The following is a 12820-nucleotide window of genomic DNA, read 5'->3' as shown; positions in this document are numbered from 1 at the left end:
GCACTCGGCGGCCACCCACCGATCAGCCGTGTGAACAACGCTTCAGGTCAATACAGCTAGGGGCGATGGGGGTCCCCCCTGCTCGAGCGGAGCCGAGAGCTTGGGGGAGGGTGGGCGCAGCGGCACCCCGCTACGCCGGGCTGCGGACCCACCCGCCCCCAGCCCCGGCGCCGAGTGTCAAGCCGTCGCAGCCGGCGGGACCGGCGGAGCCAACTGGCGGGACAGCCACGTCGGTACGCCCCCGAGCAGGCGGAACAAGCGGCGGGCCTCCTCCCGCAGCCGGGACGCCTCCGGCTCCGTCTCGGTGTCGGCCAGGGACACCAACGCGGGGGCCGTGCCCACCAGATAGCCCAGCTCCTCCCGGATCCGCAGCGACTCCGCGAAACCGTGCCGCGCCTCCGCCAACTCCCCCTCCCGCAGGGCGAGTCCCGCGAGGTGACGCCACGTGAAGGACAGCAGCAGCGGGTCGGAGTGCGCCGTCGCGCCCGCGTGGGCCCGGCGGTACGCGGCCCGCGCGGCCTGCGGCGCGCTCGTCAGGTTCTCCGCCAGGAGCCCGCGACGGAAGTCCAGCAGAGCCCGCGCCGGAGCCCCCGGAGGGACCAGCGCCGCCGCCCGCCCGAGCGCGGCCCGCGCCTCGTCGGCCCGGTCCCGCACCGCGAGCAGCGTCGCCGCGTAGGCCAAGTACCCGCGTTCACAAGCGGCCGCGCCGCGTTCGTCGTCGCTGTGGGCCATCGCCTCGGCCGTGCGCAGCGCGTCCTCGGCCTCTTCCCAGCCCTGCTCGGTGTACAGACACCGTTCCACCAGCAGCGACGCGCGTTGGAGCGCCGCCGCCGGTGTGGCCGGCAGCAGCAGGGCGGCCGCATCGGCCCAGCACCCGCGGGAGCGCAGCCGCCATACCGCGGTCTGGAGGGGATCGTCACCGGCGGTCGTTCCGTTACCAGACATGGCGGTATGCGCCACGTTGCCCTCCCCGAGCACGCCATCGAGCTGTTGAGTGGTGGCGGCATCTCAGCACGAATCGGCGGGCCGGGCCAAGGGGGTGGGTGAAGGATTTCACAAAGTCGTGGGACTCGGGGGTGCCCCGGGTTTGCCGCCGGGACACCCCACGTATCAGCTCATCCGCAGTGCCAGGAAGAAATCCAGCTTGTCCTCGAGCCGCGACAGATCACGACTCGTCAACTGCTCGATCCGGCCGACCCGGTAGCGCAGCGTGTTGACGTGCAGGTGCAGACGGGTGGCGCAGCGGGTCCAGGAGCCGTCGCAGTCGAGGAAGGCCTCCAGGGTGGGGATCAGCTCGGCGCGGTGGCGGCGGTCGTAGTCGCGCAGGGGGTCCAGGAGCCGGGCCGTGAAGGCCCGGCGGACGTCGTCCGGGACGAAGGGCAGCAGCAGGACGTGCGAGGCCAGTTCCTGGTGGCCGGCCGCGCAGACCCGGCCGGGGCGGGCCGCGGCGACGCGCCGGGCGTGGCGGGCCTCCTCCAGCGCGCCCCGCAGGCCCTCCGCCGAGTGGACGGCCGCGCTGACGCCGAGGGTGAGGCGGCCGTCGTCGTTCAGGCCGGCCGTGAGGGGCTCCCGTACCGACGCCAGGAGCGCGTCCGCGAGGACGCCCGTCTCCGAGCCGTCGTGCTCGGCGGAGACGGCCGGGAGGGGGACCAGGGCGATGGCCTCGCCGCCCGTGTGGGCCACGGCGATGCGGTCGGAGTGCTCCGGCCCGGCGACCGCGGGGTCGACGAGGACCTCCTCCAGCAGGGCCTGCGCCACCGGGCCGCCCTCGATCTCCTCGCCGTCCCAGTCGACGCGGGCCACCACGACCTGCCAGTGCGGCGCGGCGCCCAGGCCGGGCAGCAGTACCGGCGCGGCCACGCGCAGCCGGGCGGCGATCTCGGCGGGTGCCGCGCCCGTCTGCACCAGTTCCAGGACCTCCTGGGCCAGGCGGCGGCGGACCGTGCGGGCCGCGTCGCGGCGGTCCCGCTCGACCGCGATCAGTTGGGTGACGCCGTAGAGCAGGTCCAGGCGCTCCTCGGGCCAGTCCCCGGCGTCCGCCTCCACTGCCAGCAGCCAGTCCGACAGGATGGTCTCGCGGACGTCCCGGGCCGGCTGCGGGGAGCGGCCCGTGGAGCGGACCGGGAACAGGGAGTACGTCGTGGTGCCCAGGGCGACGCGGTGGGGGCCGCGGCGGCCCGTGCGGGTGGCGGCCAGGTGCTCCCCGGCGAGCCGGGCGCACGCCTCGGCCGGCAGGGCGGGTCCCGCCGCCTTCGAGCCGGCGATCGGGCGGCCGGTGGGGGAGAGGACCCAGGCCCGCAGGTCCAGGTCCGTGCCCAGCAGGTCCAGGACCACGTCGGGGCCGCCGCCCGCGGGCCCCGAGGTCATCATCCGGCGGTGGCGGTCGACGACCGCCGCGAGATCGCCGGCGCGCTCGCCGGACACCTGCCGTACGACGTGCTCGGTGATGGTCGCGAACGCCACCGACTCGTGCACCGCGAAGAGCGGCAGGCGATGCCGGGCGCAGGCCACGACCAGGTCCTCGGGGACGTCCCCGAGCTCGGCCTCGCCCGCGGCGAGGGCCGTCACGCCCGCCTGCACCAGGATCCGGACGAACGGCTCCGAGTCGTCGGCGTCCCGGCGCCAGGCCAGGCCCGTGAGCACCAGTTCACCGCCCGCGAGGTAGCGGCTGGGGTCGCGCAGGTCGGTGGTCATCACACCCCGCACGGTGCGGTCCAGCTCGTCCTCGCCGCCGAGCAGCTTGAGGCCCAGCGCGTCGGTGTCCAGCAGTGCGCGCAGCCGCATTCTCGTCGCCGCCGTTCTTTGTCTCGAATTCAATGGTGGATCTTGGAGGGATATGCGGGGAACGCCTGTTCGGTGGCCTGGTGAGCGATGCTCGCCGGCCTCCGGACGGTGTCCCGGCTGTGTCCCAGGTCACGCGGCTGTGTCGCGCGTTTCCACAGGAGAACGAGGAGGTTTCTGAGGACCTCCGTTCATACGAATCTACAAGATGCCTGTCCTGGCCAGCCAACTCCTTCATGGTTTCCGTGACTGACTCGCTTGGCGCAGTGCGCTGTGTACTGAGGTCACTACGCGTTAACAGCACATGAACGAGCCGGGACCGCCGCACACGGATTGGCTCAATCTGAACGCCCCACGAGAAGACGAAGAAGAGAGCCGGTCATGGACTTCCTTCGCCCCGCCAGCTGGGAGGAGGCGCTCGCCGCGAAAGCCGAGCACCCCACAGCTGTGCCGATTGCGGGTGGCACCGACGTGATGGTCGAGATCAACTTCGACCACCGTCGGCCCGAGTACCTCTTGGACCTGAACCGCATCGGCGACCTCTCCGAGTGGGAGGTCGGCGAGGACAGCGTGCGGCTGGGTGCCTCCGTGCCGTACACGAAGATCATGGAGAACCTGCGCGGCGAGCTGCCGGGTCTCGCCCTCGCCTCGCACACGGTCGCCTCCCCGCAGATCCGCAACCGCGGTGGTGTCGGCGGCAACCTCGGCACCGCCTCCCCGGCCGGTGACGCCCACCCCGCCCTGCTCGCCGCGGGCGCCGAGGTGGAGGTCGAGTCGGTGCGCGGCTCGCGCCGCATCCCGATCGACGCGTTCTACACCGGCGTGAAGCGCAACGCGCTGGCGGCCGACGAGCTGATCCGCGCGGTGCACGTGAAGAAGGCGGACGGGCCGCAGCAGTTCTCCAAGGTGGGCACCAGGAACGCGATGGTCATCGCCGTGTGTGCCTTCGGGCTCGCGCTGCACCCCGAGACGCGGACCGTGCGGACCGGCATCGGTTCGGCCGCTCCTACGCCCGTTCGGGCCAAGGCCGCCGAGGAGTTCCTGAACGCCGCGCTGGAGGAGGGCGGCTTCTGGGACAACGGGCAGATCATCACCCCGTCGGTCGCCAAGCAGTTCGCGGACCTGTGCTCCGCCGCCTGCAACCCGATCGACGACGTCCGGGGCACCGCGAGCTACCGCCGCCACGCGGTCGGCGTCATGGCCCGCCGCACGCTGACCTGGACCTGGGAGTCCTACCGCGGCACCCGCCGCCTCACCGAGGGAGCTGCGTGATGCGTGTCAACTTCACGGTCAACGGCCGTCCGCAGGAAGCCGACGACGTGTGGGAGGGCGAGTCCCTGCTGTACGTGCTGAGGGAGCGCATGGGCCTTCCCGGGTCGAAGAACGCCTGCGAGCAGGGCGAGTGCGGCTCGTGCACGGTCCGGCTGGACGGTGTGCCGGTGTGCTCGTGCCTGGTCGCCGCCGGGCAGGTGGAGGGCCGCGAGGTCGTCACCGTCGAGGGGCTCGCCGACTTCGCCAAGCAGCGCGCCGAGGGCGGCGGCTGTGCGTCCGGGGCCTGCGGCACCACGCTGCAGAACGCCCAGCAGTGGGAGGCCAAGGGCACCGACTCGCACACCGGCGAGGGCACCGAGCTGTCCACGATCCAGCAGGCGTTCATCGACGCCGGCGCCGTCCAGTGCGGCTTCTGCACCCCCGGCCTGCTGGTCGCGGCCGACGAGATGCTGGAGCGCAACCCGACGCCGAGCGACGCGGACATCCGCGAGGCGCTGTCGGGCAACCTGTGCCGCTGCACCGGCTACGAGAAGATCATGGACGCGGTCCGCCTCGCGGCCGCCCGGCAGTCAGAGGCGGTCTGATCATGGCTTCCCCCAGTGGAACCCCCACGAAGATCACCCAGGGCTCCCAGACCAAGGGCGGCATCGGCGAGTCCACGCTCCGCCCCGACGGCACCCTCAAGGTCACCGGCGAGTTCGCGTACTCGTCCGACATGTGGCACGAGGACATGCTGTGGGGGCAGATCCTCCGCTCGACCGTCGCGCACGCCGAGATCGTGTCCATCGACACGGGCGAGGCCCTGGCCATGCCGGGCGTCTACGCCGTGCTCACGTACGACGACCTGCCCACCGACGTGAAGAACTACGGGCTGGAGATCCAGGACACCCCGGTCCTCGCCCACGGCAAGGTCCGTCACCACGGCGAGCCGGTCGCCCTCGTCGCCGCCGACCACCCGGAGACCGCGCGCCGGGCCGCCGCGAAGATCAAGGTCGACTACCGCGAACTGCCCGTCATCACCGACGAGGCCTCCGCGACCGCCCCGGACGCGCTTCTCGTCCACGAGAACCGCGACGACCACCACGCCGGTCACGTCCCGCACCCCAACATCGTGCACCGCCAGCCGATCGTCCGCGGCGACGTCACGGCCGCCCGGGAGCGGGCGGACGTCATCGTCGAGGGCGAGTACACCTTCGGCATGCAGGACCAGGCCTTCCTCGGCCCCGAGTCCGGTCTCGCCGTGCCGGAGGAGGACGGCGGCGTCCACCTCTACATCGCCACCCAGTGGCTGCACAGCGACCTGCGCCAGATCGCGCCCGTGCTCGGCCTGCCCGAGGACAAGGTGCGGATGACGCTCTCCGGCGTCGGCGGCGCGTTCGGCGGCCGCGAGGACCTGTCGATGCAGATCCACGCCTGCCTGCTGGCCCTGCGGACGGGCAAGCCCGTCAAGATCGTCTACAACCGGTTCGAGTCGTTCTTCGGGCACGTTCACCGCCACCCCGCGAAGCTGTACTACGAGCACGGGGCCACCAAGGACGGCAAGCTCACCCACCTGAAGGCCCGGATCGTCCTGGACGGCGGCGCCTACGCCTCCGCCTCCCCGGCGGTCGTCGGCAACGCCTCCTCCCTGTCCGTCGGCCCGTACGTGGTCGAGGACGTGGACATCGAGGCCATCGCCCTCTACACCAACAACCCGCCCTGCGGCGCGATGCGCGGCTTCGGCGCGGTCCAGGCGTGCTTCGCCTACGAGGCGCAGATGGACAAACTCGCCGTGAAGCTCGGCATGGACCCGGTGGAGTTCCGCCGGCTCAACGCCATGGAGCAGGGCACGCTCCTGCCGACCGGGCAGCCCGTCGACTCCCCGGCCCCCGTCGCCGAACTGCTGCGCCGCGTCAAGGCGATGCCGATGCCGCCGGAGCGCCAGTGGGAGTCCAGCGAGGGCGCCGACGTACGGCAGCTGCCGGGGGGTCTGTCCAACACCACGCACGGCGAGGGCGTCGTACGCGGGGTCGGCTACGCGGTCGGCATCAAGAACGTCGGCTTCTCCGAGGGGTTCGACGACTACTCCACCGCCAAGGTCCGTATGGAGGTCCTCAACGGGGAACCGGTGGCCACGGTCCACACGGCCATGGCGGAGGTCGGCCAGGGCGGTGTCACCGTCCACGCGCAGATCGCCCGCACCGAGCTGGGCGTCACGCAGGTGACCATCCACCCGGCCGACACCCAGGTGGGCAGCGCCGGTTCGACGTCGGCCTCCCGGCAGACCTACGTCACCGGCGGCGCGGTGAAGAACTCCTGCGAGCTGGTCCGCGAGAAGGTCCTGGAGATCGGGCGCCGCAAGTTCGGCTCCTACCACCCGGCCTGGGCGACGGCCGAACTGCTCCTGGAGGGCGGCAAGGTCGTCACCGACGGCGGCGAGGTCCTCTCCGACCTGGCCGACGTGCTGGAGGGCGAGGCCGTCGAGGTCGAGGCGGAGTGGCGGCACCGGCCGACCGAGCCCTTCGACCTGCGCACCGGCCAGGGCAACGGGCACGTGCAGTACTCCTTCGCCGCGCACCGCGCCGTCGTCGAGGTCGACACCGAGCTCGGCCTGGTCAAGGTCATCGAGCTGGCCTGCGCCCAGGACGTCGGCAAGGCCCTCAACCCGCTGTCGGTGCTCGGCCAGATCCAGGGCGGCACCACACAGGGTCTGGGCGTGGCCGTCATGGAGGAGATCGTCGTCGACCCGAAGACGGCGAAGGTCAAGAACCCCTCCTTCACCGACTACCTGATCCCGACCATCCTCGACACGCCGACCATCCCGGTCGACGTCCTCGAACTCGCCGACGAGCACGCCCCGTACGGGCTGCGCGGCATCGGCGAGGCACCGACCCTGTCGTCGACCCCGGCCGTCCTCGCGGCGATCCGGAACGCGACCGGGCTCGAGCTGAACCGGACTCCGGTGAGGCCCGAGCACCTGACGGGCACACAGCTCTCCGAGGGCTGAGCAGTCACGTCCCCCTGGGGGCTTCGTCCCCCAGGGTCCCTTGTTCGTCTCGGGCCGTCCCCCGGGTCGTGAACATCCCAACCCCCTTTGAAACTTGGGAGACGGCACCCCATGACCCAGCAATCACTGGAGCCGAGGGCCACGGCCGACGACGCGGGTGAAGGCACCCGCGTCCCGGCCGGACGGTCCTGGCTCGACCGGTACTTCCACATATCCCACAGAGGGTCCACGGTCGCCCGTGAAGTGCGCGGCGGCATCACGACCTTCATGGCGATGGCGTACATCCTCCTGCTCAACCCCCTGATCCTGTCCGGCAAGGACGCGGCCGGGGCCACCCTCGCCCAGCCGGCCCTGATCACCGCGACCGCGTTCGCGGCGGCCTTCACCACCCTGCTGATGGGCTTCGTCGGCAAGGTGCCCCTGGCCCTCGCCGCCGGCCTCTCGGTCTCCGGGGTCCTCGCCTCCCAGGTCGCGCCCGAGATGACCTGGCCGCAGGCGATGGGCATGTGCGTGATGTACGGCGTGATCATCATGCTGCTGGTCGTCACCGGCCTGCGCGAGATGATCATGAACGCGATCCCGCTCGCGCTCAAGCACGGCATCACCATGGGCATCGGCCTGTTCATCGCCCTCATCGGTTTCTACAAGTCGGGCTTCGTGCACCAGGGCAAGGCCACGCCCCTCGCACTCGGCCCGGCGGGCGAACTGGCCGGCTGGCCCGTGCTGCTGTTCGCCGGAACCCTGCTGCTGATCTTCATGCTCCAGGCCCGGAACGTCCCGGGCGCCATCCTCATCGGCATCGTCGGCGGCACGGTCGTCGCGGCGATCCTGAACGCGGCGGGCGTCATCGATCCCAGGCAGTGGTCGGGTGGCGCACCCGAACTGCACGGCAGCGCGGTGTCCATGCCCGACTTCTCGCTCTTCGGGGACGTGCGGTTCGGCGGCTGGGGCGAGGTCGGCGCGATGACGGTCGGGATGATCGTCTTCACGCTGGTGCTCGCCGGGTTCTTCGACGCGATGGCCACCATCATCGGCGTCGGCACCGAGGCCGAGCTCGCCGACGGCAAGGGCCGCATGCCGGGCCTGTCCAAGGCGCTGTTCATCGACGGGGCCGGCGGCGCGATCGGAGGCGTGTCCGGCGGTTCCGGCCAGACGGTGTTCATCGAGTCGGCCACCGGGGTCGGCGAGGGCGCCCGCACGGGCCTCGCCTCCGTGGTCACGGGCCTGTTCTTCGCGGCCTGCCTGTTCTTCACCCCGCTCACGGCGATCGTGCCGTCGGAGGTCGCGGCCGCCGCCCTGGTCGTCATCGGCGCCATGATGCTGATGAACGCCCGGCACGTGGACTGGGCCGACCGGGCCACCGCCATCCCGGTGTTTTTGACGGTCGTGCTGATGCCGTTCACGTACACCATCACCACCGGTGTCGCCGCGGGCGTCATCTCCTACGTCGCCATCAAGACCGCCCAGGGCAAGTGGCGCGAGATCGGCGCCTTCATGTGGATCCTCACGGCGGTGTTCGTCGTCTACTTCGCCCTCAACCCGATCGAGAGCTGGCTGGGCGTCCACTGACGCCCCGTCCGCCGCAACCCCAAGGAGACCGAGACAGATGCTGGACATCGCCGAGGAGCTGAACCGGTGGGTCGAGCAGGGCCGTGACTTCGCCGTGGCCACCGTGGTGGCCGTCGGCGGCAGCGCGCCCCGCCAACCCGGCGCCGCGCTCGCGGTGGACACCGAGGGCACGGCGATCGGCTCGGTCTCCGGCGGCTGCGTCGAGGGCGCGGTCTACGAACTGTGCGAACAGGCGCTGCGGGACGGCGAAACTGTCCTGGAGCGCTTCGGGTACAGCGACGACGACGCTTTTGCCGTGGGCCTGACCTGCGGCGGCGTCATCGACATCCTGGTCACGCCGGTACGGGCCGCCGATCCGGTCCGCCCGGTGGTCAGGACCGCGCTCACCGCCGCCGCACTAGGGGAGGCGGCGGCGGTGGCGCGGATCGTGTCGGGCCCGCGCGAACTGACGGGCCGGGCCCTCGTGGTCCGCCCCGACGGCTCCCGCGAAGGCGGCTTCGGCGCCCACCCGGAACTGGACCGCACGGTCGCCGCCGAGGCCGGCGCCTTCCTGGACGCCGGGCGCACCGGCACCCTGGAGATCGGCGAGCAGGGCTCTCGCTGCGGGACGCCCCTCACGATCCTGGTCGAATCCTCGGTACCGGCACCCCGGATGATCGTCTTCGGGGCGATCGACTTCGCCTCCGCCCTGGTCCGCATGGGCAAGTTCCTCGGCTACCACGTCACCGTGTGCGACGCCCGGCCCGTCTTCGCGACCCGGACACGCTTCCCGGACGCCGACGAGATCGTCGTCGAGTGGCCCCACCGCTACCTGGAGAGCACGGACGTCGACACCCGTACGGTGCTGTGTGTCCTCACCCACGACGCCAAGTTCGACGTGCCCCTGCTGCGGCTGGCGCTGCGCCTGCCGGTGGCGTACGTCGGTGCCATGGGCTCCCGGCGCACCCACCTGGACCGCAACGCCCGCCTGCGTGAAGTGGGCGTCACCGAACTGGAGTTGAGTCGACTGCGCTCGCCGATCGGCCTGGACCTCGGGGCCCGGACGCCCGAGGAGACGGCCCTGTCGATCGCGTCGGAGATCGTCGCCGGGAAGCGCGGCGGCAGCGGGGTCTCGCTGACCGGGGCGCACACGCCGATCCACCACGAGCCGGAGTCGAAGGCGGTCGGACGGATCGGGTCGGTGGCCTGAGCTCCCGGGAACCGACCCAGCGGCGGCGGCTCGTCAGGGCTGTCTGAGCAGGCGGTTCAGGGCCCGGCCGAACACGTACCGCGACGAGCGCCGCACCACGCCGTCGAAGAGCGACGGCAGGAACCGGATCCGGATCTCCTCCCGCCAGATCACCCGCGTACGGCCCCCCGGCCCCGGCCGTACTTCGAGTTCGGCCCACCCGAGCACCACACGGCCCCGCTTCTCCAGTCGGCACACCCCCGCGGTCCCGTCCTCCGGCGGCTGCCACACCGTGACCTCCATCGGGTCGTCGAAGACCAGCGGCCCGGCGCCCGAGCGGGCCACGACGCGCGACCCCTCACGCGTCGGGCCGGGCGGCTCCACCCTGACCACCGTCAACGGGACCGCCTCGCCGTGCCCCGGCCACCGTGTGATCCGCCGCCACGCCTCGTCGAGAGGGAGCGGGACGGTGCGTTCGAGCAGGAAGTTCGCCACCCCCCGATCGTAGGGAACCGGCGGGGAGTTATCGGTACACCTCGCCCGGCTCCGCCTTCCCCGGCGCGAGCAGCTGGGGCACCGTGACGAAGACGTAGCCGCGTTCCTTCAGCGCGTCGATGATCCCCGGCACCGCAGGCACCGTTCCGTCGTAGAGGTCGTGGAGGAGGATGATCCCGTCCCGGGAGGACTGGGCGAGGACCCGGCGGGTGATGAGATCGGAGTCGGTCGTCCGGTAGTCCTTGGCCGTCACGCTCCACAGCACCTCGGAGAGGCCCAGTTCGCGGCTGATGGCGTGCACGGTGTCGTCGGTGCGGCCCTGCGGCGGGCGCATCAGGGTCGGGCGCCGGCCGGTGAGGCGCTCTATCTCCACGTTGGGGCGTTCCAGCTCCTCGCGTATCTCCTCGGGCTCGAGCCGGGTCAGGATCTTGTGGTCCCAGGTGTGGCTGGCCACTTCGTGGCCCTCGTCGGCCATCCGCCGCACCAGCTCCGGGTACTTCTCGATGTGCCGCTTGCCGAGCAGGAAGAAGGTCGCCGGGACCTGTTTCTCCTTCAGGATGTCCAGCAGCCGCGCGGAGTGCTCGCTCGGCCCTGCGTCGAAGGTGAGCGCGATGCACTTGACCTCGCGGCAGTCGGCGGCGCCGAAGCGGACCGTCTCGATGTCCGTGGCCGGGCGGGCCCGTACGGTGCTGGGGGCCGTGGTGTCGGCCCCCGTGCAGCCGCTCAGGGCGAGGGTGAGGGCGGCGGTCGCCGCGAGCGTTCCGGCCGTTCGGAACGCGGTCCCCGTTTTCTTCATCTTCTGGGTCAGAGAAGGCATGCCGGGACTATACATCGCGTGTATACGCGCGGTTTATAGTCACGAGGTGTTCCCTGACGGCCTGGCCCGGTGTTTGAGGGAGCCCTGCCGCGGCACTCGCCAGCACGGTATTTCGCCTGTGCCGCCGGAGGGAGGGCCGCCCGTATGACCCCGTACGCCGTAGTGATCCCCACCCTCGCCTCGGACACCCTCGCCGACTGTCTCGCCGCGCTCGCCGCCGCGACCGGACCGCGCCCCGAGGAGATCGTCCTCGTCGACGACCGGGCCGAGCGCGAACCCGGCCCGTTGCGGCATCCGTTGAGCGTCCTCGGTGACCTGCGGGAGCGGACCACCGTGCTGGGCGGCGGCGGTCGTGGGCCCGCCGCTGCCCGCAACACCGGGCTGCGCGCCGTGCACACGCCGTGGACCGTGTTCCTCGACGACGACGTCCAGGTGGGCGCCCGCTGGTGCGAGCAGCTGGCCGAGGACCTCGCCGAGGCGTCCCACGACACCGCCGGTGTCCAGGGCGTCCTCGCCGTGCCGCTGCCCGGTGAACGCCGGCCCACCGACTGGGAACGCGGCACCGCCGGACTCGTCCGCGGCCACTGGGTCACCGCCGACATGGCCTACCGCACGGAGGTCCTCAAGCAGGTCGGCGGCTTCGACGAACGCTTCCGGCGCCCCTTCCGGGAGGACGCCGACCTCGCGCTGCGCGTCCTCGACTCGGGCTGGCGCATCCGGCAGGGCCGCCGCACCACCCGCCACCCCGTGCGCTCAGCCTCCCGCTGGGCGTCCGTGCGCCAGCAGCGCGGCAACGCCGACGACGCCCTCATGCGGCATCTGCACGGCCCCGACTGGTGGGACAAGGCCGTCGCGCCCCGCGGACGGATCCGCTCCCACGCGGCCATCACGACCGCCGGGGTCGCCGCCTGCGCCCTCGCCGCCACCGGTCACGGCCGGGCCGCGACGGCCTGCGCGCTCGGCTGGGCGGCCGGCACGGCGGAGTTCGCCCGCGCCCGCATCGCCCCCGGCCCGCGCACCCGCCATGAGGTGACGACGATGCTCGCGACCAGCGTGCTCATCCCGCCCACCGCGACCTGGCACCGGCTGGCGGGTGCCTGGCGCCACCGTCACACCCCCGCCTGGCAGGAGGAGGCAACCCCGTGAGCCCGGTGAAGACCGTGCTGTTCGACCGCGACGGCACGCTCGTCGAGAACGTCCCGAACAACGCCGACCCCGGCCGCGTACGTCCCGTCGAGGGGGCCCGCGAGGCGCTCGGCCTGCTGCGCGGGCGCGGCATCCGCACCGGCGTCGTCACCGAACAGCCCGGCGTCGCGGGCGGACTGCTCACCGACGCCGACGTCCGCCGTGTCAACCACCGCGTCGACGAACTCCTCGGCCCCTTCGACGTGTTCGCCGTCTGCCCGCACGGCCCCGACGACGGGTGCCACTGCCGCCGGCCGCAGCCCGGCATGCTGCTCTGGGCGGGCGGGCGGATCTGCACCGGGCCCGCCGAACTCGTCGTGGTCGGCTCCACCGCCGCCGGCGCCGAGGCCGCGCGCCGTGCGGGCGCCCACGGCATCCTCGTCCCGAACGGGCACACCCGCCCCGCGGAGACCGCCCGGGCCGACCACGTCGCCCCGGACCTGCTCACCGCCGTCCGCGCGGTGCTGGACGGACCGCCGAAGGGCCGTGTCCTCGCCGACGAACGCCCCATCCGGGAGGCGTTCACGGCCGACCCGGAGTGAAGGGG

The 12820-nt window shown here is 72.4% G+C and carries 11 protein-coding genes; 7 read left to right on the top strand and 4 right to left on the bottom strand.

All coding sequences use genetic code 11. The features are described 5' to 3' along the window. Nucleotides 1-177: 177 nt before the first annotated feature. On the bottom strand, nucleotides 178-945 hold the full coding sequence (locus IE153_RS32695; protein ID WP_221513064.1) for a hypothetical protein: 768 nt from the start codon (nucleotides 943-945) through the stop codon (nucleotides 178-180). A 165-nt stretch (nucleotides 946-1110) separates the two neighbouring features. Further along, complete coding sequence (locus IE153_RS32690) at nucleotides 1111-2784, bottom strand: PucR family transcriptional regulator (RefSeq protein ID WP_189593341.1); 1674 nt, start codon at nucleotides 2782-2784, stop codon at nucleotides 1111-1113. A 378-nt stretch (nucleotides 2785-3162) separates the two neighbouring features. Here IE153_RS32690 and IE153_RS32685 point away from each other — a divergent pair, with 378 nt between their 5' ends. The 5 genes from IE153_RS32685 (at nucleotide 3163) to IE153_RS32665 (ending at nucleotide 9797) form a co-directional block, all read left to right on the top strand. After that, nucleotides 3163-4053 (top strand): FAD binding domain-containing protein, encoded by an 891-nt coding sequence (locus tag IE153_RS32685; RefSeq protein WP_031108592.1) that lies wholly within the window; start codon nucleotides 3163-3165, stop codon nucleotides 4051-4053. Next, nucleotides 4053-4637 carry a (2Fe-2S)-binding protein gene (locus IE153_RS32680; RefSeq protein WP_189593340.1) on the top strand — a complete coding sequence of 195 codons (585 nt, stop codon included), beginning with the start codon at nucleotides 4053-4055 and terminating at the stop codon, nucleotides 4635-4637. The genes IE153_RS32685 and IE153_RS32680 overlap by 1 nt, the downstream gene beginning before the upstream one ends. Nucleotides 4638-4639: 2 nt before the next feature. Continuing rightward, the gene (locus IE153_RS32675; protein ID WP_189593339.1) at nucleotides 4640-7039 is read left to right on the top strand and encodes a xanthine dehydrogenase family protein molybdopterin-binding subunit; all 2400 of its coding nucleotides are present in this window, start codon (nucleotides 4640-4642) and stop codon (nucleotides 7037-7039) included. A gap of 111 nt (nucleotides 7040-7150) precedes the next feature. After that, on the top strand, nucleotides 7151-8608 hold the full coding sequence (locus IE153_RS32670; protein WP_189593338.1) for an NCS2 family permease: 1458 nt from the start codon (nucleotides 7151-7153) through the stop codon (nucleotides 8606-8608). A 37-nt stretch (nucleotides 8609-8645) separates the two neighbouring features. Next, nucleotides 8646-9797 (top strand): XdhC family protein, encoded by a 1152-nt coding sequence (locus IE153_RS32665; RefSeq protein ID WP_189593337.1) that lies wholly within the window; start codon nucleotides 8646-8648, stop codon nucleotides 9795-9797. A 33-nt stretch (nucleotides 9798-9830) separates the two neighbouring features. Here the strand turns inward: IE153_RS32665 and IE153_RS32660 are convergent, their stop codons facing one another. Continuing rightward, nucleotides 9831-10271, bottom strand: coding sequence for an SRPBCC family protein (locus IE153_RS32660; protein WP_189593336.1), 441 nt, complete (start codon nucleotides 10269-10271; stop codon nucleotides 9831-9833). A gap of 28 nt (nucleotides 10272-10299) precedes the next feature. Then, nucleotides 10300-11088, bottom strand: coding sequence for a polysaccharide deacetylase family protein (locus tag IE153_RS32655; protein ID WP_438817962.1), 789 nt, complete (start codon nucleotides 11086-11088; stop codon nucleotides 10300-10302). 144 nt (nucleotides 11089-11232) lie between these two features. Here IE153_RS32655 and IE153_RS32650 point away from each other — a divergent pair, with 144 nt between their 5' ends. Then, nucleotides 11233-12234: a glycosyltransferase gene (locus tag IE153_RS32650; protein ID WP_189593335.1), complete on the top strand. Its 1002-nt coding sequence runs from the start codon at nucleotides 11233-11235 to the stop codon at nucleotides 12232-12234. After that, the gene (locus IE153_RS32645; RefSeq protein WP_189593334.1) at nucleotides 12231-12815 is read left to right on the top strand and encodes an HAD family hydrolase; all 585 of its coding nucleotides are present in this window, start codon (nucleotides 12231-12233) and stop codon (nucleotides 12813-12815) included. The genes IE153_RS32650 and IE153_RS32645 overlap by 4 nt, the downstream gene beginning before the upstream one ends. The last annotated feature ends 5 nt before the right edge of the window (nucleotides 12816-12820 follow it).

The organism is Streptomyces massasporeus (genome assembly GCF_014648995.1).
GTDB lineage: Bacteria > Actinomycetota > Actinomycetes > Streptomycetales > Streptomycetaceae > Streptomyces > Streptomyces massasporeus.
This window is presented reverse-complemented; position numbering and strand designations above follow the sequence as displayed.